This is a genomic window from Nocardia sp. NPDC051463, from assembly GCF_040681975.1.
Taxonomy (GTDB): Bacteria; Actinomycetota; Actinomycetes; order Mycobacteriales; family Mycobacteriaceae; genus Nocardia.
Genome location: NZ_JBFBAB010000019.1, coordinates 94717 through 114885, shown reverse-complemented (window position 1 = coordinate 114885; position 20169 = coordinate 94717). Strand labels below are relative to the sequence as shown.

17 protein-coding genes and 2 pseudogenes are annotated in these 20169 nt (G+C 65.1%); 8 read left to right on the top strand and 11 right to left on the bottom strand.

Annotated elements, in window-relative coordinates; translation table 11 throughout:
* Window positions 1-88: 88 nt before the first annotated feature.
* Window positions 89-697: a hypothetical protein gene (locus AB0M74_RS23585; RefSeq protein ID WP_366528437.1), complete on the bottom strand. Its 609-nt coding sequence runs from the start codon at window positions 695-697 to the stop codon at window positions 89-91.
* Window positions 698-968: 271 nt separating this feature from the next.
* Here AB0M74_RS23585 and AB0M74_RS23580 point away from each other — a divergent pair, with 271 nt between their 5' ends.
* Entirely contained in the window at window positions 969-1592 is a 624-nt protein-coding gene (locus AB0M74_RS23580) for a hypothetical protein (protein ID WP_366528436.1), read from the top strand.
* A 267-nt stretch (window positions 1593-1859) separates the two neighbouring features.
* Here AB0M74_RS23580 and AB0M74_RS23575 read toward each other — a convergent pair whose 3' ends face one another.
* A complete protein-coding gene (locus tag AB0M74_RS23575; RefSeq protein WP_366528435.1) occupies window positions 1860-3170 on the bottom strand; it encodes an FAD-dependent monooxygenase in 1311 nt (436 codons plus the stop codon).
* 90 nt (window positions 3171-3260) lie between these two features.
* Window positions 3261-3719 carry a MarR family transcriptional regulator gene (locus tag AB0M74_RS23570; RefSeq protein WP_366528434.1) on the bottom strand — a complete coding sequence of 153 codons (459 nt, stop codon included), beginning with the start codon at window positions 3717-3719 and terminating at the stop codon, window positions 3261-3263.
* A gap of 335 nt (window positions 3720-4054) precedes the next feature.
* Here AB0M74_RS23570 and AB0M74_RS23565 point away from each other — a divergent pair, with 335 nt between their 5' ends.
* Window positions 4055-5881 carry a hypothetical protein gene (locus tag AB0M74_RS23565; RefSeq protein WP_366528433.1) on the top strand — a complete coding sequence of 609 codons (1827 nt, stop codon included), beginning with the start codon at window positions 4055-4057 and terminating at the stop codon, window positions 5879-5881.
* 605 nt (window positions 5882-6486) lie between these two features.
* Here the strand turns inward: AB0M74_RS23565 and AB0M74_RS23560 are convergent.
* Entirely contained in the window at window positions 6487-6732 is a 246-nt protein-coding gene (locus AB0M74_RS23560) for a nuclear transport factor 2 family protein (protein ID WP_366528432.1), read from the bottom strand.
* A 171-nt stretch (window positions 6733-6903) separates the two neighbouring features.
* Here AB0M74_RS23560 and AB0M74_RS23555 point away from each other — a divergent pair.
* Window positions 6904-7259 (top strand): annotated as a pseudogene (locus AB0M74_RS23555) (SDR family NAD(P)-dependent oxidoreductase).
* A gap of 22 nt (window positions 7260-7281) precedes the next feature.
* Window positions 7282-7545: pseudogene (locus AB0M74_RS23550) on the top strand (biotin/lipoyl-containing protein); the annotation flags it as partial.
* 90 nt (window positions 7546-7635) lie between these two features.
* Here AB0M74_RS23550 and AB0M74_RS23545 read toward each other — a convergent pair.
* The 3 genes from AB0M74_RS23545 to AB0M74_RS23535 form a co-directional block, all read right to left on the bottom strand.
* Window positions 7636-7767 (bottom strand): lipocalin-like domain-containing protein, encoded by a 132-nt coding sequence (locus AB0M74_RS23545; RefSeq protein ID WP_366528431.1) that lies wholly within the window; start codon window positions 7765-7767, stop codon window positions 7636-7638.
* 30 nt (window positions 7768-7797) lie between these two features.
* The gene (locus tag AB0M74_RS23540; RefSeq protein ID WP_366528430.1) at window positions 7798-8391 is read right to left on the bottom strand and encodes a hypothetical protein; all 594 of its coding nucleotides are present in this window, start codon (window positions 8389-8391) and stop codon (window positions 7798-7800) included.
* Between the two features lie 352 nt (window positions 8392-8743).
* A complete protein-coding gene (locus AB0M74_RS23535; RefSeq protein WP_366528429.1) occupies window positions 8744-9517 on the bottom strand; it encodes a class I SAM-dependent methyltransferase in 774 nt (257 codons plus the stop codon).
* A 123-nt stretch (window positions 9518-9640) separates the two neighbouring features.
* Here AB0M74_RS23535 and AB0M74_RS23530 point away from each other — a divergent pair, with 123 nt between their 5' ends.
* The gene (locus tag AB0M74_RS23530) at window positions 9641-10234 is read left to right on the top strand and encodes a DUF4291 domain-containing protein (protein WP_366528428.1); all 594 of its coding nucleotides are present in this window, start codon (window positions 9641-9643) and stop codon (window positions 10232-10234) included.
* A 111-nt stretch (window positions 10235-10345) separates the two neighbouring features.
* On the opposite strand, the gene AB0M74_RS23525 is transcribed toward AB0M74_RS23530, so the two are convergent.
* Entirely contained in the window at window positions 10346-10546 is a 201-nt protein-coding gene (locus AB0M74_RS23525; protein WP_366528427.1) for a hypothetical protein, read from the bottom strand.
* Window positions 10547-10759: 213 nt separating this feature from the next.
* On the opposite strand from AB0M74_RS23525, the gene AB0M74_RS23520 reads away from it, so the two are divergent.
* Window positions 10760-11926: an alpha-hydroxy-acid oxidizing protein gene (locus AB0M74_RS23520; RefSeq protein WP_366528426.1), complete on the top strand. Its 1167-nt coding sequence runs from the start codon at window positions 10760-10762 to the stop codon at window positions 11924-11926.
* Here the strand turns inward: AB0M74_RS23520 and AB0M74_RS23515 are convergent.
* On the bottom strand, window positions 11916-12551 hold the full coding sequence (locus AB0M74_RS23515) for a TetR/AcrR family transcriptional regulator (protein ID WP_366528425.1): 636 nt from the start codon (window positions 12549-12551) through the stop codon (window positions 11916-11918). The genes AB0M74_RS23520 and AB0M74_RS23515 overlap by 11 nt on opposite strands.
* Window positions 12552-12577: 26 nt before the next feature.
* Window positions 12578-14293: a cytochrome c oxidase subunit I gene (gene ctaD / locus AB0M74_RS23510; protein ID WP_366528424.1), complete on the bottom strand. Its 1716-nt coding sequence runs from the start codon at window positions 14291-14293 to the stop codon at window positions 12578-12580.
* Between the two features lie 239 nt (window positions 14294-14532).
* On the opposite strand from ctaD, the gene AB0M74_RS23505 reads away from it, so the two are divergent.
* Complete coding sequence (locus AB0M74_RS23505) at window positions 14533-15363, top strand: mycofactocin-coupled SDR family oxidoreductase (RefSeq protein WP_366528423.1); 831 nt, start codon at window positions 14533-14535, stop codon at window positions 15361-15363.
* A gap of 303 nt (window positions 15364-15666) precedes the next feature.
* Window positions 15667-17658, top strand: a complete 1992-nt coding sequence (locus AB0M74_RS23500) for a cytochrome c oxidase assembly protein (protein ID WP_366528422.1) — start codon at window positions 15667-15669, stop codon at window positions 17656-17658.
* An 82-nt stretch (window positions 17659-17740) separates the two neighbouring features.
* Here the strand turns inward: AB0M74_RS23500 and AB0M74_RS23495 are convergent, their stop codons facing one another.
* On the bottom strand, window positions 17741-20158 hold the full coding sequence (locus tag AB0M74_RS23495; RefSeq protein WP_366528421.1) for a heavy metal translocating P-type ATPase: 2418 nt from the start codon (window positions 20156-20158) through the stop codon (window positions 17741-17743).
* Between the last annotated feature and the right edge of the window lie 11 nt (window positions 20159-20169).

The following is a 20169-nucleotide window of genomic DNA, read 5'->3' as shown; positions in this document are numbered from 1 at the left end:
GCAGCCTACTGCGGAACTCTCGGGATCCGCGCTCGCTCGCGGGCAGGCAGAGTGGGATCCCGAGGGTCGGTGGGGCTGAGGTCGGGGGCTACCTCGGTGGTGAGACCAGCATCGGGTGGTGTAGGTCGTAGTATTCGACCTCGCCCATGAGCTTGCTTTCCTCCTCCAACAGTGACCTCAAGTCGTCGGGGATTTCGAGCTTTTCGGCTGCGCGGGCTTCGTCTTCGCTGGTGAAGTAGACCGCCTCGACGTATGCGTCGCCGCCGAAAGTCGCCAAGGTGCCGCCGAGGATTTCCGGGCGTAGTTCGCGTACCCGATCGGTGGACTGCGTCAGCAGTTCGTGCATTCGGCCCGCGTCGCGGGTGTGGCCCTCCATGACCTGTACGAAGCCGGCTTCATCGGAGCCGCCGCCCAGCCACTGCGTCACCTCGGGGCAGTCCATGAATGTGACGGGTCCGTCGAAGCACTGTTCGGTCTCGGCCCACCAGGCGCCTTGCTCGGGGCGCGCGCTGTTGCGTCGTGCCGCCTCTTCGGATTCGAACCGTGCCAGTGCGATGAATGTCCCGTCGTTGCACAGTCCGCACGTTGTTCCGAGATAGCCGACGGCCCCCGGTTGCAGTTCTTCGGTCCACCTGTCCATACATCGGCGTAATCGGTCGGGGTCGGCGGCTTTGCCTTGAATGACTTGGATGAACATCGAGTCCTCCTCGTGTGGAGTGACTACTCCGCATCGACGCGGGGCCGATGCCTCGTGGTCCACCGAGGGCGTGGAACCGCACGGCCCGCGAAGGCAGCCGCCGCATAGCTAATGGTTCGCCGCCGGGCCGCTGTGCGCAAGACCGGCTGGTCCTGACTTGGAATGTCGAGTTGCGCGACCTGAGCCATTGTGCTGGTGCGCACCGTGGAGGAGGGTGAGTATGTCCGGTGGCGCCGCCGGGGTGCCGCCCTGACAGGGTAGGAGGTGACCCGTGTACGCACGTTCAACCACAATTGCGGCCGAGCCGTCCTCGATCGACGCCGGGATCGCATACCTGCGCGATGAAGCGATGCCGACTATGTCGGAGCTCGACGGGTGGGTGGGCCTGTCGTTGCTGGTCGACAGGGGATCAGGACGCTGCATCGCCACTTCGGCGTGGGAATCCGACGCTGCGATGCATGACAGTAGGGGTCGGGTCCAGGCAGTGCGTTCCGGTTTGGCTCAGGCGTTCAACGGCCAGGTCGATCTGGTTCAGGAATGGGAAATCGCGGTCATGCATCGTGATCAACTGAGCAATGACAGCGCATGCACTCGGTGCACGTGGCTGCAGGCCGGTCCGGGTGAGATCGATCGGCTGATCGACACCTTCAAGATGGGCGTGCTGCCCGAGGCCGAGATGATCGACGGATTCTGCAGTGCCAGTATGTTCGTCGATCGGGCCACCGACCGCGCGACAGGCGCGATGGTCTGGGCAAACCGCGAGGCGCTGGACAACAGCCGCGAACAGGCGAATCGGATGAGGACTGGGGCGGCCCAAAGGGCCGGCGCCAGCGTACTCGAGGTCGCGGAGTTCGAGCTCGGCTTCGCTCATCTGCGCGTGCCGGAGATGGCCTGACACCATCCGCCGTCCAGCGGAGGCTCCGATCCGGCAAAGGCCGGATCAGAGCCTGCGACCATCGCCGATTCGACGGTCGCGGGCACCGCGCCGCGGCGAATAGCCGCACACCCGCACAGATGTTGGACCGCACCGGAAACAGCCATGTCGGCGACAGCAGCGTCCACACCGCAGCCGCCACAGCTCTAGCCGGTGGCGCCGGACACGGGACTGTTTACCCGTGGCTGCGGCCGGTGGGTGGCCCGCCGCACCGCGTAGTCCGGCCGATCACTCGTCGCGGTAGTCCCTCAGATCCGCCAGGAACTTGCGACGAAGTGCGGGGACCTTGCCGGTCAGGCTGAAATAGGTGCGGGCGGCGAAGAGTGCGAATCGCCCACTGCGGCGGCTGTAGAGTGGGTCGTCGCCGCTGGTGCCGTTGTTGTCGAGCGAGTCAGCGACGCGGGCGAAGCCATACGGACGCATTTCGGCTTCGTATTCGCCGATTGCCGCTGTCAATTCCTTCTCCCCTCGTGCTGCTGCGATCAGCTGACGACTGAGCAGCGCGGCGTCGCGCAGTGCGGTGTTGGCACCGACGCCTTGGCCCGGGGTCATGGTGTGGATGGCGTCGCCGAGCAGGGTGATGTTGGTCGGTTCCCATGCCTCGATGGGGACCGAGGTGGAAATCCGCAGCGGGAATGCCGAGGCGGGGTCGGACAATTCGAATATCCGGCGCAATGTGGGGTCCCAGTTGGTCGTGCATTCCAAGATGCTGTCGACGAGTTGCCTGCCGCGCAATTCGGTAATGCCCTCAGGGAAGTGGTTGTCGGCGCTCCACACCGACAGGTTGACATAGTCGCGAGTGTTGTCGTGCTGCAAGCCATCCCAGACGTTGAGCAGGTCCGCGTCTCGACCATTCTTGGGCTTACCATTTTCGTCCCAGGGGAACTCCATCACGTGCAGCATGCCCATCATGCCGCCCTTGCCGAAGATGAGGTTGATTCCCTGCTCGATCTCCTCGGACAGCAGAGCCCGGACTTCCGGGGTCAGCGCCGTTTTCGTGGCGAGCGCGGTGATGCCGGTGTCTTTGATCTCGGCGTGCGGCAGGTACTGCTGCCGAATGGCCGAGCGGGTGCCTTCGGCCGAGACCAGAACGTCACCTTCGGCGCTGGTCCCGTCGGCGAAGTGGGCGGTGATCTTGCCGCTTGCGTGCTGGGTGTAGTGGGTGAAGACCTTGGCATAGGACACGACGTCGTCCATGCCGGTGAACAGGATCTGCCGCAGGGTGGAGCGTGAAACCGAGCGCTCCCCATCGCCCAGTTCGCCGAGCGGGATGCTGGTGGTCGACCGCATCTTCTCGGTCAGGACGTTGAAGAAGCGCGGCGCGCGGGCGCAGGTGGCCACAAAGGTTTGGTACAGCTTGGGCGGCAGGCACTGCTCGAGTGCTCGGCCACCGGTGGCATCGAGACCGACGCGGTAACCGTAAAGGCCGTCCTTGCGTGATCCGTAGCGTTCGTAGACTGCGACGGAAACGTCGGCTTGGCGCAGGCCGTGTGCCAAGCACATGCCGCCGGTCCCGCCTCCGATGATGATTACGTGCATGATTGCAACCTTCGTGAATACCTGAAGTCTCTAGGTGGCGTGTTTCGCCGGTGAAGATAGCTTCATGCTCAAGTCACTTGATTGTCAAGTTTATTGTGTGATCGCTCGCAGCTGTCGGACGTGGTCATCCTGAACGGTGCGGCTGGCGTCGAGGAAGTCGGTGATCAGCTCGAGCTGGTCGCGGGTGTAGCGCTCCACCATGTGGCGAGAGTCGTCGAGGAACGGCGCCATCAGTCTGTGGACGCGCTCGAGTGCCCTCGGTGTTATCCGGACCAGGGTCTTCCGTCGGTCGGTGGGATGCGGGTGACGGCTCAGGTAGTCGAGCTTCTCCAGTCGGTCCAGCATTGTGGTCACGCTGCCGCTGGTCAGGCCCAGCTGTGTGGCCAGCCCGCTGGGCGCGGCCTCCTCGGCGCCGATCAGGATCTCCAGGCATCGAAGGTCTGTTTCGTTCACGCCCATCAGCCGGGCCAACTCCCGGTCGTAGTCATCGACGGACGCCTGATATCCCTGCACGGCCGCTCCCAACTTGGCCATGATGTCACTTGACATTCAAGTAACTCCCTATCAAATATTTTATACTTTGATCTTCAAGATACTCTCTCTTCCAGCTTCCGGAAGAAGCGGACATGTCTTCGACCACGAGAGCCGAAGCATGCGTCCGGGATCGTTCCATCGCGCCTTGGCAACCTTGCCTGTCAAGTTTGCTTCATCCCCTCCGCTAGCTCGATAAGCAGGCCTTATCGTCGTGCGCGGATGCGCGCCAGCGGGTAACTTGTGGCCGGTATCCAGGTGCTGGAACACAATTAGCAACCCGCTGAGCGGCTTGCGTGAGCGTTGAGACCGATCGACCGCACATGGATATGTCGGCAGTTGAGGGAATCCAGATGGCAACGACAAATATTTCAATCGACGGCTCTTCCGTCGAACCGCCGCTCGAACACGTCGGTACCGGTAGAACTGTCGAAGCGTTGCGACCAGTGATCTTCGGCGCGCACAGTGCGCTGCACGCTCGAGTGCGGGAGGTTGTCGTCGGGCTCTCCGACGACCCTCCCTCTGGGCTGACATACGCGCAGGAGGCCGGGATCGCGCCGGGTCTATTGCGATCGGTGATCAGCGAGTTGGGTGGCTCGGCGCGCGATATTGCCGGCGATGCGCAGTTGCGGGGGGCGTTGTGTGAGTGGGCGGGGGTTGCGGCGCCACGGTTGCTGCCAGTGCTGACCGGGCATTTCGACCTCTCGGTGGGCGCGATCCTCGCGTTGGGAAACGGGTCGGACTACCAGCAGGTATGCGCGGCCGAGCTGGACACCGGTGTCGCGATGGGGGTGCTGTTATTGACCGAGCTCGGCGGCACCAACGGCGCAGACCAGCTGACAACGGCAACATGGGATGCCGCTGCCGACGGGTTCTGGTTGTCCACACCGTCTGTGGCGGCCGCGAAATTCATGCCCAATGTCGCCGATCCCTCGGTGCCGAAGAATGTCGTCGTTACCGCGCGCCTGGTCGTCGATGGTCACGATGAAGGGGTGCTGCCGTTTCTGTTGAGGCTGCGCACCTCGACCGGTCTGGCCGACGGTGTGGAGGTTGTGCCCCTGCCGGACAAAGGGTTCGCGCCCATGGACCATGGCATGATCCGGTTCGATCGCGTGTGGCTGCCCCGCGAGGCGCTGTTGGGTGGTGACTGGGCCCGGATGACCGTCGATGGCCGGTTCGAATGCGCGCTGCCGCAGCGCAGGCGTTTCCACGCCGCGATCAGCGTGCTGGGTAACGGACGTCTTGACCTGGCCAATGCCGCTGTCGCCATCTCTCGTGCAGCCCTGGCGGGGTTGGTCAACTACATCGGACAGCGTCGACCCCGCGCGGGGGTGCTGATGGCTGATCGGGATGCGGTCCAACGCGACATGGTGGTGGGGCTCGCCTCGGTGTACGCGACCAGTGCGTTGGGTCGGCAGATCCGTGATGCGCACGCGGCGGCCACCTCAGTCGACACACGGCAAGGGCTGTGGTCGATGCTGGCAAAACCCTTGCTATCCAACACCGCTCATCAGGTGCTGATGATGTGCCGCCAACGCGCCGCGGCCCAGGCAACGCTGCGCATCAACCACATCCAGGACTGGATCGGCCTCCTGGAAGGAATCATCACCGCCGAGGGCGAAAACCAAATCATGCAGATTACGGCAGGGAAAGCCGGCGTGGATATCACGGAGCTACGACTACCTGCCACGCCACAGCAACTGCCGTGGTATGTGGACATGCTCATCGAACGAGAACGAACGATCGCGGCGGCCCTGCGCAGCGGCGCATACGAATCGGCAGGCATCACGCTGGGCCGCGACTCTGCGGCCATCGAGCTGGCCACCGCTACCGCCGAACGGTTGGCGGCGACGGCCCTGGTCACCGCGGCAGCGACCGTCGCCGATCCGGTGGCCGAACGGCTCGTCGTGTCCGCGGCGGCCGCCTACGCGCTGGAACGCATATATGCGCATGGCATGTGGTTTACCCAGCACAACCAGATGTCATCCCATCGCGTCGCCGAGGTGTCCGCCGAACTGCACCGCCACCACACCGTGCTGGCCGCACACCTGTCGACAATGGTCGCGGCATTCGATATCCCCGCCCTGCCCGGCCCGATTTTCACAGCGGACTATGTGCGGGCCTGGCAAGTTCATACCGGCTGGGACGACACGACTTTCACCAGTGTCGAAGAAATGTAGCCGACGCCCCTGGCGCCTCTGAAGTCGACGGATCAGGTTCCGCGCGTCGGCGTGGCGGGCCTGCGCCTGCTCGCTTGCCCAGAATGCTTACCACACTGTCGATTTCGGCGCACAACGACGAAACTTCTTCTCGATCCTCGAACAGCCCGCGCGCACTCGCCGCTGCCGGTGATCAGGTGGATCGTCGTGGTAGGCCCGCCGCGTGACCGGCCGATCGCGTGACCGGCCGGTTCATCGGGCAGATTCGCCAGCTGTACTGACCGCGGACATGGTGACGGCGCGGTGCGCTTTCGTGAGTCCGTCGGCGCGGCGACCGGCACCGCCGCACCGACGGAGCCGGGCAGGTGCGGAAGACGCACTCGCCCAGCGGTTCCCGGCCTGGAATTCTTGCGACCGGGATGCTCGCGAGCGACGGCCGTTCCTGAGTCCTCCACGGCTGTGCCCGATTCCTGGATGTGATCTCTTGTGCACACTATGAAAGCATTCCAAGCAGATTTGCGCATCAAATAGCGAGAAATGCGTGGCAGATCGACGATGGGGCGTAGACGTGACCAGGGCCCCAGGTAACTGCCCGGGGCCCTTTGTGCACGATGGCGGTCCTATGGTCAGTTGCACCAATGCCTGCGCTGCATCGGATCGGTCTCGAACCGCTGATGGAACTCGACGAGATCCGCCACGATCCGTGCCCTGGTCCGGGCCGGAGGGCGGCCCGGCGTGTGTTCGAATTCCGCTTCCTCGGTGAAGGTTTCGGCGTAGCCGGGGATATCACGGTCATCGAGCCGCTGCATCTGATCGGCGTAGAACCACTGAACCTCGGCGTACAACTCGGTCGGGACCGCGACGGTGGTCATGTTCGCTCCTGGTGCGGCGGGATCTCTGCTGCCACGGTGACCGATCCCGCGACAGCCCTGCTCGAGTAGGGGCGTGCCCTGCGGCGGAGTTGACCAGAGCTATAGGAGCCCGGACGAGTCTGGAGGTCGAAGAAACCGGGCGAGTTCGACTATTCGAGCGATGGAGGAGTCATGGCGGAAAGTCGGCGCGTCGCGCTGGTCGCCGGAGCGACGAGTGGTATTGGCCTGGAAATCGCCAAAAGTTTTGCTGGACAAGGTACCTCGGTGTTCATTTGTGCTCGGGATCAGGATCGGCTGACCGATGCGATCAAGGACCTGCGAGAGGAGGGCAATGAGGTCGACGGCGCCGTCCGCGACGTCGGTGACCCGCACAGGTGCGGGAGTACGTCGAGGTGAGTGTCGGCGGCTACGGTCGGATCGACATCCTGGTCGACAACGCGGGTCGCAGTGGTGGCGGAGTGACCGCCGAGGTGACCGACGAGCTGTGGTTCGACGTGATCAACACCAACCTCAACGGCAACTACTGATCTGGTCGAAAGGCTTCCCGCGATGACGACAGTGGAACAGAACCGTGCGGACGAGCAGCACGATTTTCTGCGCACCCTCGAGGCGATGCTGATCGAAGGATCGGAAAGTGCTGGCGCCGAGGCGGTCACACCGGTCGACCCGGTGATTCGGGCGCCGAGTGTCGGAGTGTTCTACCGCTGCCAGGAACCCGGCGCCGAGCCGTTCGTCGCGGTGGGTGATGGGATTTCGGCAGGCGAGCAGATCGGGATCGTCGAGGCGATGAAGTTGATGATCCCGGTGACCGCGCAGGTGAGTGGAGTGATCACCGGGGTCCTCGAAGAGGGCAACGAACCCGTGCAGTTCGAGACCGTCGGTGCGCATCATGCTCACCGACATTCACCCGTGCGGCTCGTACATCAGCAGCCCGCGCGGCGCTTGCCCCAGCGGTCCTTCGCTGCGCGCAGCCGCATCATCAATATCGAAGTAGGACACCAGCTGCCAGGTCCCGACGAAATCGGTTGCGTTCATGATTCCCACCCTGCGCGAATCGGCCGATCCTCAACCCCAGAATCCCACGATGCTGGTGCCGGGGAACCGCTTGACCTCCCGCATCCACGCCACGCAGTCTTCGATTCCCTCGAGCACGTCCGGTTCCAGCGCGGCGCGTTGCTCAGGGAGCGTGGCGGCCCATCGGTCGAGCGCGGCCAGGCAATCCTGCTCGGCCCACTCGCCGCAGCCTGCCAGCGTCGGATGCGGTAGCGCGGCAGGCAACCGGTTTCCCGCGAAGGCCCGCACGCTGACCCGCATTCCCAAGGCCGCCAGGCCTTTATCGACCTTGGCAGGCCAATCGAACTGCAACGGCCCCCACAGGTCGTCGAGTGCCGCACCGAAAACCGAACACATGCTCTCATAGACGTCGAGGTAGTCGTTGGCATGCCGATGCTCGAACGGGCCACCGTCGATCACTGTCCGTACTGCCTGTGCCGCGGATGGCGCGCCATCGGCGATCTGCCCGGCGTAGTCCTCGTCCAGCTGAGCCATGGTCTCGGCGCACTCGGTTGAAATACGCGCGAAGTGGCCGTCGTCCTTCGACCCGACCACTTCGTCGACCGTATTCAGGTCGACTATGTACAGACTCAGGAAGTACCCCACGTGCGGGAGTCTATGTCCTGGGCCCTCACGCGTATCGGGTCGGTAGCCTGCCACCGTTGTAGGCAACCATTTCGCCGAAAATCGACAGCACATCGAGCGGTTCGCTCGCCGGACCGCCGTCGAGTTCCGCATAGGCGCGGTACAGGTTTCCGACCCTCTTTCGGCATCGACGAGGTCGGTGAACTCACCGTGGTCGACCTGCCGCGCGACCTCCAGCGGAGTCGGGCCGAGCGAATGCCCCTCGGAAGCAGGACGGTTGAGCGGGGTTGGGGAACCTTCGCATCGACCATCACCTCACGAGGACGGCGGCGGGTTGTGACCGCTGTCGTATTCCGCTGGGTGAACGTCAGGGCTACAAGGGATTTCGTGCCGTGAGTGCGGGTTGGAAGAAACCGGTGTGCTCGGGGAAATGCCAGCGCGGACGCTCGAAGCCCGCGGCGCCCGCGAACTCGGTGAGCTGCTGCCTGGTGAGCGCCCAATAGGTCGCGTTGCCGAGGTGGGTCGTCCATGCGTCGTGGCGTGAGGTCAGCTGGAAGAGCTCCAGGTCGTAGTGTTCTCCGTCGCTGTGCCAGTGCCAGAGTTGGAAGCTGATGGCTCGGCCGGTGGCGGTGGTGATCGCCTGTGGTGGCGTGCTCTGCGGGTGGGTTTCGCGGAGCGTGTCGTAGTCGCGGGTCGTGGCGACCAACAGTCCGCCGGGTCGCAGGACGCGGCGCATCTCGCCGAAGGCGGCGCATACGTCGGCAGGGGTCAGGAGATGAGGTAGCGCATTGTCCGCACAGACGACAGCGTCGAAGTCTGCGGTGCGAAAAGGCAAGGCCCGCATATCTGCTGCCGCGGTAGGCAGCCCCAGGCGGCGATCCGATGCCTCGCGGGCCGCCCTGGCCGCGGCGACCGGGCTGAGGTCGACGGCGACGACTCGATGGCCCAGCGCGGCCAAACCCAGGGATTGGGTCCCGATCCCACACGCGGTATCGAGAATCCGCACCGGTCCGTCGTCGAGTTCCCGCCGGAGCAGCCCGTCGATCGCGTCGCCCTGCCGGTCTATCGCTTCGGACCAGTCCCGGTAGAGCAGGTGATAGCCCTCGGCAAGCTGATCGTAGAACCCGCGTACCGATTCTTCCGTCATGCCGCCACGTTATCGGCATGCTCCCCGCCGGTCCGACGATCCGGTCGACACGTGCCCACGGTTTCGGTGTTGTCGACCAAAAATAGGTTGCCGTCGACGCGAGCTGCCGTCATTGTGAATCGCATGAAGGGCTATGGGATTCGAGCCGACTACGACCGCGACACCATCGTCGTGTACCAGGCATACCAGCCGGGGATCGGCAAGCCCGCGGTGGCGAACGGCCGGTTCGTCGAACCGTTTTCGCGGGAGCGGATGACATGGATCAAGCCGTCTTTCTTGTGGATGATGGCCAGGAGCAACTGGGGCCGTAAGCCCGGTCAGGAAATGGTGCTCGCTGTGCGGATCACGCGCAGCGGATGGGAAGAGGCGCTCGGTGCGGCGGAGCTCACCCACGCGGACAAGCGGGTATACCGCAGCTCCGACGAGTGGCGGGCGCGCCTTCGGCATGCGCTCGTCCACGTGCAGTGGGATCCGGAAAGGACGTTGCGTGGCGCAACATTGGATGCGCGTGCCATCCAGGTGGGGATCAGCCGCCACATTGTCGATCGCTACGTCGACGACTGGACGGTGCAGATCGAGGACCTCACCCCCACGGTCGGTAAAATCCACCGCCTCCTCCAGGACGGCCACGAGCACCGTGCCAAAGATCTGCTCCCCAACGAGCAGGACTACCCGGTCACTCCAGAGCTGGCCCACCGCTTGGGAATCGACCTCTGACGTACTGCGATAGCACCGCCCGAACGCCGGTCGTGCACCTCGTCATCATCCGGACCGTGGGTGTCCCCGGCGCCGCCGCCCGAGCGGCTGGGCCGAAATCATGCTGTCGGACTACCACTCGCCCAGGGTCGCGGGGTCCGCAAGCGCACCTTCGGCGGTGCGTAGGCGGTCGGTGACGGCGGTGAGTAGGTCCATGGACTCCTCGGAGAGACCTAGTGCATGGCGCATCAGTCGACGCAGCGGCAGGCTGGCGATCTGACATACCAGAACGGAGTCGTGGTCACTGTGTCTGTCGAGGTAGTCGGGATCCACGGTGTAGTACTCACAATCTGTTTTCAGTTCCGGACACCACCTTGGGTGGCCGGTCGGCCTGGGAAACTGTGATGCAACGCACAGTCTCCTTCGCTGCGCCGTCGTCGAATGTATCGCGACTACTCCGCCTTGATGATGGACAGTAGCGTCTAATATTCGGCGGGGGAGGCTCGGCCCTCCTATCGTCCAGCCGACCGACGGAAAGGCGCAACGATGGCGTTCGCCGATTATCAGAACGAGATCTATTTCGGCGCGCTGGGCGGGCATCCACCCGAGTTCCCCGCCGACTACGCCACTCTCGAGGCCAAGGCCGCCGCGGCGCTGCCGGAGTCGCTGCATTCCTACATCGCGGGTGGCGCGGGCGACGAGCTGACCCAGCGCCGCAATGTGGACGCCTTCGCGGACTGGGGCCTGGTACCGCGGATGTTGGTCGGTGCGACCGAACGCGATCTGTCGGTTACCGCGTGGGGAATAACGTTCCCGAGCCCGATCTTCATGGCCCCGGTCGGCGTGATCGGGCTGGTCGGTGACAAGCACGGCGACATCGCGGTTGCCGAGGCCGCCGCGAAAACCGGTGTGCCCGCGGTGTTTTCCACCTTGATGGAGGACCCGCTGGAAGAGGTCGTCACGCACGCCGGTGCGACGCCCAGCTTCTTCCAGCTCTACACGCCCAAGAATCGTGACCTGGCCGCGAGCCTGGTGAGCCGGGCCGAGGCGGCCGGATACCGCGGCATCACGGTCACCCTGGACACCTGGATTCCCGGCTGGCGACCGCGTGATCTCGCGACGGGTAACTTCCCACAGCTGCGCGGGCATGTACTGAAGAACTACACCTCCGACCCGGTGTTCCAGCGGATGGTGGGGTCCGACGACCCGCAAACCATCATCCTGAATTGGATTCAAACCTTCGGTAACCCGCTGTCCTGGTCGGATCTGGAGTGGCTACGGTCCTTGACCGATTTGCCGATCGTACTCAAGGGCATCTCACACCCCGACGACGCCCGCCGCGCCGTCGACGGCGGCGTCGACGGCATCTACTGCTCGAATCATGGTGGGCGGCAGGCGAATGGCGGTCTCAGCGCGCTGGAGACGCTGCCTGCCGTGGTGGCGGCCTGCGACGACCGGGTGCCGGTGCTTTTCGACTCCGGGGTGCGGTCGGGCTCCGACGTGGTCAAGGCGCTCGGGCTCGGCGCGACCATGGTCGGCGTCGGGCGCCCGTACGTCTATGGCCTTGCGGTGGCCGGGGTGCCCGGTCTGGTCCACGTGCTGCGGATGATCCTGGCGGAAGCGGATCTGCTGATGGCGGTGAACGGTTACCCGGATGTGGCGGCGGTCCGGGAGAACATTCGGGCGACGACGAATGGTCGGGCTACTCGCTGACGCTCGTCAGGCTGGTCAGGAATCGGGTCAGCACCTCGGTGACGGCCGCCAGGTCGAGGCGCGAGTCACCGGTGCTCCATTGGTGCACGAGTGCGTTCAGGGCGCCGACGAACCCGGTCGCCGCCGCACGGTACCCGCCCGGCGGGACGAAGTCCGGTCCGAGAGTCCGTGTGCACTGATCGGCGAAGAACGTCATCCACGCTTCGCGCTGGTCGAGACGGTGCTGTTCGACCCGTTCGCTGACACCGACGATCTCGATTTGTGAAATCCGTGCCCGGCGGGGGTCACACCCGAGCGATTCGGCATAGGCGCGCACGGCGGCCTGCGCCCAGCCGACGCCGTCACCGGGTTCGGTCAGGTCCACCGCCACTGCGACGGCCTGCCTCGCCTCCTCCTGGATCATGTCGAAGACAGCGAGCAGCAGCTCCTCTCGGTTGTGGAAGTGCTCGTAGAACTGGCTGCGCGCCAGGCCCGCGGCCCGGCACAGCGCGGTGATCGAGCTGTCCTGGTAGCCGCTCGCACCGAACAGCTCGAGCCCCGCGGCCAAGAATTGCGTCCGTCGCTGGGCCCTACGGTCTGCGACAGGTCGCCCGTCGTAGATGCGGGAGGAGTCGGGTGCTGTCACGGCACGACCCTAGCGAGCGTGGTCGACTACGGTGCGGAGGTGTCCGGCCCGCGGGTTTGCGGGAGCTGCGAATCGGGGTCACTGTCGGTGGCGACCGTTGCTTGCGCCTCTTCGCGCAGCTCAGTGGCATGTTGCCTGCCGGAGCCCCAGCCGCTGTACGCCTCGGCGCGCATGCGCTCGACCATGTGCGGGTAGTGCAACTCGAACGCCGGACGCTCCGACCGGATACGCGGCAGCTCGTAGAAGTTGTGCCGCGGCGGCGGGCAGGTCGTCGCCCACTCCAGGGAGTTGCCGTAGCCCCAAGGATCGTCCACCGTGACCACTTCGCCGTAGCGGAAGCTCTTGAAGACGTTCCAGACGAACGGCAGCATCGACGCGCCGAGGATGAACGCTCCGATCGTGGAGATCGTGTTCAGCGTGGTGAAACCGTCGCTGGGCAGGTAGTCGGCATAACGACGTGGCATGCCCTCGGCGCCCAGCCAGTGCTGCACCAGGAACGTGGCGTGGAAACCGATCAGTGTGGTCCAGAAATGCCACTTGGCCAGCCGCTCGTCGAGCATCCGACCGGTCATCTTGGGGAACCAGAAGTAGATGCCCGCGAAGGTCGCGAACACGATGGTGCCGAAGAGCACGTAATGGAAGTGCGCGACCACGAAGTACGAGTCGGTGACATGGAAGTCCAGCGGCGGAGAGGCCAGGACGACGCCGGAAAGCCCACCGAACAGGAACGTGACGAGGAATCCGACGGAGAACAACATCGGTGACTCGAACGTCAATTGACCGCGCCACATGGTGCCGATCCAGTTGAAGAACTTCACACCGGTCGGCACCGCGATCAGGAAGGTCATCATCGAGAAGAAGGGCAGCAGCACGGCGCCGGTCGCGTACATGTGGTGCGCCCACACCGCCATCGACAGCGCGGCGATCGACAGCGTCGCGTACACCAGCGTGCTGTATCCGAACAGTGGTTTGCGGCTGAACACCGGGAAGATCTCGGTGACGATCCCGAAGAACGGCAGCGCGACAATGTACACCTCGGGATGGCCGAAGAACCAGAACAGGTGCTGCCACAAGAGAACTCCGCCGGTGGCCGTGTCGTAGATGTGCCCGCCCAGGTGCCGGTCGAACGCCAGCGCCATCAACGCCGCGGTCAGAATCGGAAAGGCTAGCAGCGCAAGCACACTGGTGACAAGAATGTTCCAGGTGAAGATCGGCATCCGGAACATGGTCATGCCGGGGGCGCGCAGGCAGACGACGGTGGTGATCATGTTGACGCCACCGAGGATGGTGCCCAGACCCGAGACGGCAAGACCCATGATCCACAGATCCGCACCGACGCCGGGCGCATGCTCGAAGGTGCTCAGCGGGGTGTAGCCGGTCCACCCGAAATCGGCAGGGCCGCCCGGGGTGAGGAACCCCGAGGTCGCCATGGTCGCACCGAACAGATACAGCCAGTAGCTGAACGCGTTCAGCCGAGGAAACGCGACGTCCGGCGCCCCGATCTGCAGTGGCAGCACGGCATTGGCGAAACCGAACACGATCGGGGTGGCATAGAACAGCAGCATGATGGTGCCGTGCATGGTGAAGAGCTGGTTGAACTGCTCCGGGGAGAGGAACTGTAGGCCCGGGCGCGCCAGCTCACCGCGCATCAGCAGGGCGATCAAGCCGCCGATGAAGAAGAAGGTCATCGCGGTGGTCAAATACATGACCCCGAGGACCTTCGGATCGGTGGTGGTGATCATTTTCCAGAGGTAGGACCCTTTCGGCCCCACACGCTGCGGATACGGTCGAACAGCTTGTATTCGAGTAGTAGTACTCACGGCCGTCGCCACCTTCCCAACCGCCGACCAGCCTGTGTCCGGATTATGCGCCTTTTCGATCTCCGAAATGGGCGCTTTCCGTTATTGGCGCCCGGTGGCCGATTCGATCGTGCGACGATGGGTGGGCCTTACCGGGTCATGCGCGGAGAGGGGGTAGGACTATGGGGAATCTCGACGAAAAAGTAGCTGTGATCACCGGTGGAGCGCGCGGCCAAGGTCGCGCCCATGCCGTGGCGCTCGCCGCCGCAGGCGCCGACATCGTGGTGTGCGATATCGCCGGACCCATCGCCACCGTGCCCTATCCGCTGAGTTCGGATGCCGATCTCGCCGAGACCGCCACGTTGGTGACCGAAGCAGGCCGCCGCTGTCTGGCGATCAAGGCCGACGTGCGCAGCGGGCCCGAGATGAACGCGGTAGCCGAGCAGACCATCGGCGAGTTCGGGCGCATCGATATCCTCGTCGCCAACGCAGGCATCTCGTCCGAATCGCCCGTCGCGGAGATGGACGAGCAGACCTGGCAGGACATGATCGACGTCAACCTCACCGGCGTCTTCCACAGTTTCCGCGCCGTGGTGCCGTACATGCTCGAGCGCCGATGGGGCCGAATTGTGGCGACCTCGTCCATTGCCGGTCGGATGGGTGTCAAGGGTGCGAGCCATTACGCCGCGGCCAAATGGGCCGTGCTCGGTTTGGTCAAATCGCTGTCGCTGGAAGTGGTCGAGTACGGGATCACCGTCAACGCGGTACTGCCCTCGGGTGTGAACACCGACATGATCCAGAATCCCGCCATGTGGCGACACCTGATGCCGGACATCGAAAATCCGACCCGCGAAGACGCCATGAAGATGTTCAACTCCGGCCCGCCGAACGGCGACCTGATCGATCCCGCCGAAGTCGCGGAGGCGGTGCTGCTGTTGGTGTCCGATCATGGTCGCCACTTCAACGGCGAAGCCGTGACCATCTCCGGCGGAATGAGTGCGAGCCTTCCTTGATTTCTCCAACTCACGTGTGATGTGCGCGGGCTCGTAGCGATACGAAACTGGGGACCGACGACGACGTCACTCGCGCCAACGGCCACATTCGCGGCTCGCTGGTGAATCTGCGCGGCTATCAGCACATCCCGATCGTCCGACGCGCGGGAAGTCCGAGAGCGACTACTTGACCCGATTCGCCGACGTCGACCTGTGACGATCGTCCTATCGCGCCGATTTCTGCGGGATCGGGGAACTTCCGGACGCGTTCATCCGACGGCTGGACGAGGGCCGGTTTCCCATGCAGGACATTCACAGGGATTGGTGGACGACAACATGCAGGTGCAGCGCTCTACAGTCCATGTCCTCTGGTGCGCGGCGGCGCTCGTTTCGCTGGTACTCGTTGTCGGATCGGTTCTCGGCGCGGGCGAGATGCCCTATCGAGAAGCGGGCACGGCCTACCCAGGCATCGGGGATGTGCTCGGGTATGTGGTGCTTCGGGTGGTGGCCGCGCTCGCGGGCGCGGTCACGCTCGGATCCCTGGTCTACGCGGTCTGCTGCACCGCCGTCACGGCACGCGGCCGGGTCGATATCGACGGGTACGCCGGCGTCCGGGTCGCCGAGCGGGCGGCCGCGGTGTGGTTGGTATCGGCGTTGTTGCTGGTGCCGGTCACTGCGGGCAATGCGGCAGGTTTGTCGACAGCTTCGGTGTTTCGACTCGGCGCGCTCGGTGCGCTGATCGATGCGAGCGAGAAACCGAAGGCGTGGATCGTCGTCGCGGTATTCGCCGGTGTCTTGACCCTCGCCACCCGAGTGACATTGTCCTGGATCGGGTTGGCGGCGTGGACCGGGTCGGCGGCCATCGCCGTGTTGCCACCGGTGCTGGTCGGCAACGCGGGGGAGGGACCTGACCACGACTATGCCACCGGCGCGATGATTATCTTCCAGATCGCGGTGTCGATACTGCCCGGCCTGGCCTGGTGCGTGGCGGCGCAGGTGCGGCGCAACGGATCTCACGTCGCGATCGCGGTGCGGCGCTGTGTGACGATCGCCCGGCTATGTCTGGTCGCGGCGGTCGGTAGTGGGTTGGTACTCGCTGCCGTGCTGTTGACCTGGTCAGCGGTATCGGCATCCGGATACGGGCGGCTTGCCATGGTGTCAGTTGTCCTGGCGATAGGTGTCGCGGTGACGGTGCGGCGGCTCGCGGCGGTGTCGAGCCGCGGCGCTTCCTCGGAAACCGCACGTGCCGGGCTGGTGCTCCTGATCGACTGTGTCGCAGCGCTTTCCGCGGTCGCGTTGACGACGATAGTGACGATGGCGGTCCAGCCCGCCCCCGCCTTCGCCGATCGGATGTTCTCCACGCAGGAGGTATTCATCGGCTTCGACCTGGCGCATCGGCCCGATACGCTGCGGCTGATGACGGTATGGCGCTTCGATATCGTGCTCGGGACTGCGGCCGTCGTCGGTGTCGTCCTGTATGTGGCTGGGGTACTACGGCTGCGCCGACGTGGTGACAGCTGGTCGAGGTGGCGTGCGACATCGTGGGTGAGTGGCGGTATGGTCCTGCTGATTTCGACGTCGTCGGGTATCGGCAGCTACGGTTACGCCCTGTTCAGCGTGCACATGATCACGCACATGGCGTTGAACATGTTCGTGCCCGTGCTGCTGGTGCTCGGGGCCCCCGTGACACTGCTGCTGCGCGCGGTACCTGCCGCTGGGCGAGACGAGGTACCCGGTGTGCGCGAATGGGCGCTGCGGATTCTGCATTCCCGGCCGACCGCTGTCATCGCCCACCCGAGCACCGCGATCGCCGCCTTTGTCGTCTCGCTCTACGGTCTGTATTTCACGCCGCTGTTCGAGAATCTGATCCGATACCACTGGGGTCACGTGCTGATGAACGTGCACTTCCTGATCATCGGCTACCTCTTCTACTGGGGCATCATCGGCATCGACCCCGGCCCGCGCAGGCTGCCGCACCTGGGCAGGCTCGGCATGCTGTTCGCGATCATGCCCTTCCACGCCTTCTTCGGCGTCGCGGTGATGTCGATGAACACCGTGATCGGCGCCCGCTTCTACGACCAACTCGACCTGCCGTGGCACACCGAGCTCCTGTCGGATCAACGGGCAGGCGGCGCCATCGCCTGGGTATCGGGCGAAGTCCCGATCCTGCTTGTAGTCGGCGCGCTGCTGTCCCAGTGGGTCGCCCAGGACCGCCGCACTGCCGTGCGCACCGACCGCAAGGACGACAGCTACGCCGACACCGACCTCGCCGCGTACAACGCCATGCTCGAGCAGCTGGCGGCCACCCGCCGCTGAGGAAGATCGTGCTCGCCGCCCTCCCACGCTTCGGCGGCGGCAGGCTCAGGTCCATTCGGTGACCGGCCGACGCGAGCTGCGCTCACCGCCGGAAGCTGGCTCGGCGTAGACGGAGGCTGTTGGAGACGACGAAGAATGATGAGAATGCCATGGATGAGCCGGCGATCAGCGGGTTGAGATAGCCGAGGGCGGCGATCGGAATGGCGATCACGTTGTAGCCGAAGGCCCAGACGAGGTTGCCCTTGATGGTGCGCAGGGTGGCGTGGGCCAGTTCGATGGCGTCGGCGACGGCGCCGAGGTCGTCGCGGACCAGGATGACGTCGGCGGCGGCGATGGCGACGTCGGTGCCTGCGCCGATGGCCATACCGAGGTCGGCGGTGGCAAGGGCGGCACCGTCGTTGATGCCGTCGCCGACCATGACGACTCGGTGGCCTTGTTCCTGTAGGCCGGCGATCAGCTCGACCTTGCCTTCCGGAAGCAGTTCGGCGACAACCTCATCAATGCCGATCTCGTCGGCGACCGATTGGGCCGCGTAGGCGTTGTCGCCGGTGAACATCATGGTGCGCAGTCCGAGTCGGTGCAGCCGGGCGACCGCGTCGGCTGCCGTCGCCTTCACCGTGTCGGCCACCGCGATGACCGCGCGGGCGACACCGTCGACGACGACGAGCACCACTGTGCGGCCTGCCCGTTCCTGCTGCCGCACGACGCGATTCAACGCGGGAGGAACCTCGACGCCCTGTTCGTTCAGCAGACGCAGTCGGCCGACGGTCACGGTCTCGCCTGCCACGAGGCCAGTGGCGCCCAATCCCGGTAGTGCCGTGAAGGATTCGACTGTGGGCAGTTCACCGAGCAGTTCCTGTGCATACCGGGTGATGGCCGCGGCGACGGCATGCTCCGAGGCCGCTTCGACGGCACCGGCCAGCCGCAGCACGTCGGATTCGACGATCATGTTGCTGTCGGACACCGCGCCATCGGTGGTTGCCGTGCTGTCCCGGGTCGTCGTGTTGTCCGCGGTTCCCGGGCTGTCCGGGGTCGTCGGGCAATCCACGGACAGCGCGCCGCCCACCGACGCCGAACCGTTCATGGTCGCTGCGCCGACCACAGTCACTGCGACAACGCTCATCGCGCCGTTGGTGACGGTCCCGGTCTTGTCGAGCACCACGGTGTCGACATCCCGCGTGGCCTCCAATGCCTGGTGACCTTTGATGAAGATGCCGAGCTGGGCGCCGCGTCCGGACGCCACCATCAATGCCGTCGGAATCGCCAGCCCCAACGCGCACGGGCACGCGACGACCAGCACCGCGAGTCCGGCTGCCGCTGCCTTCTCCGCGCCCGCACCGGTCAGCAGCCAACCCACGAAGGTGCCGGCAGCAATCGCGAAAACGACGGGCACGAACACCGACGACACCCGGTCGGCCACCCGCTGCATGCGTGCCTTGCCGGTTTGGGCCTGCTCGACCAGCCGGATCATCCCCGACAACTTCGTATCCGCGCCCACCGCAGCGGCTTCCACGATCAGCCGTCCCGTCAATGCGGTGGTGCCGCCGATGACGGCCATTCCGGGCGTCACGTCCACCGGGATGGATTCGCCGGTCATCGCGCTCGCGTCGACGCTGGATCCGCCGGACACCACGAGGCCGTCGGTCGCGATGGTCTCGCCGGGGCGCACGACGAATCGTTGGCCCTCGACGAGTTCGCCGATCGGCACTCGCATTTCGTGATCGCCACGAGTCAGTACGGTCACCTCGCGAGCGCCGAGCGCGGCCAGCGCCCGCAGCGCGCTGCCTGCCGTCCGCTTGGCCTTCGCCTCGAAATATCGACCGGCGAGGACGAAGGCGGTGACGCCCGCGGCGACCTCGAGGTAGATGGAATCGCTGGACCAGATCGCGTCCCACACCCCGTCCGGTGCCGGCCGCGCACGATCCGAATGCAGGAACATGGTGTCCAATGACCACAGTGTCGCGGTGATCACCCCGACCGAGACCAGCGTGTCCATGCTCGCGGCAAGGCCTTTCGCGCCGTGGAAGGCGCGCCGGTGGAACGGCGCCGCCGACCACACCACCACCGGCAATGCCAGCACTGTCAGCATCACCTGCCAGCCCGAGATCCGGGTGGCGGGCACGGTCGCGAACATCACCGACAGGTCGGCAAGGGGGAACAACAGCAGTAGTGCGACAACCAGGCGGCGGAACAGATCGGCGACGGCGGCGTCCTCGGGAGCAGAGTCGATCCGGACCGTGTGTGTGACAACAGGTTCCGCGCCATAGCCCGCCGATTCGACATCGGCGCACAGTCGTTCGGGCGTCACATCGGCGGTGGCATCGATCGTCGCCACGCCAGTGGCGTAGTTCACCGAGGCGGTCACGCCGGCCACCTTGTTGAGCTTGCGTTCCACCCGGGTCGCGCAGGCCGCGCAGCTCATGCCCGAGACGGCGAGTGAGATGCGGGTGGTGGGTTCGGTGCGGGTGCCGGATTCCGGAAAAGCGATGTCGGTACTCATGTTTCCGTTCG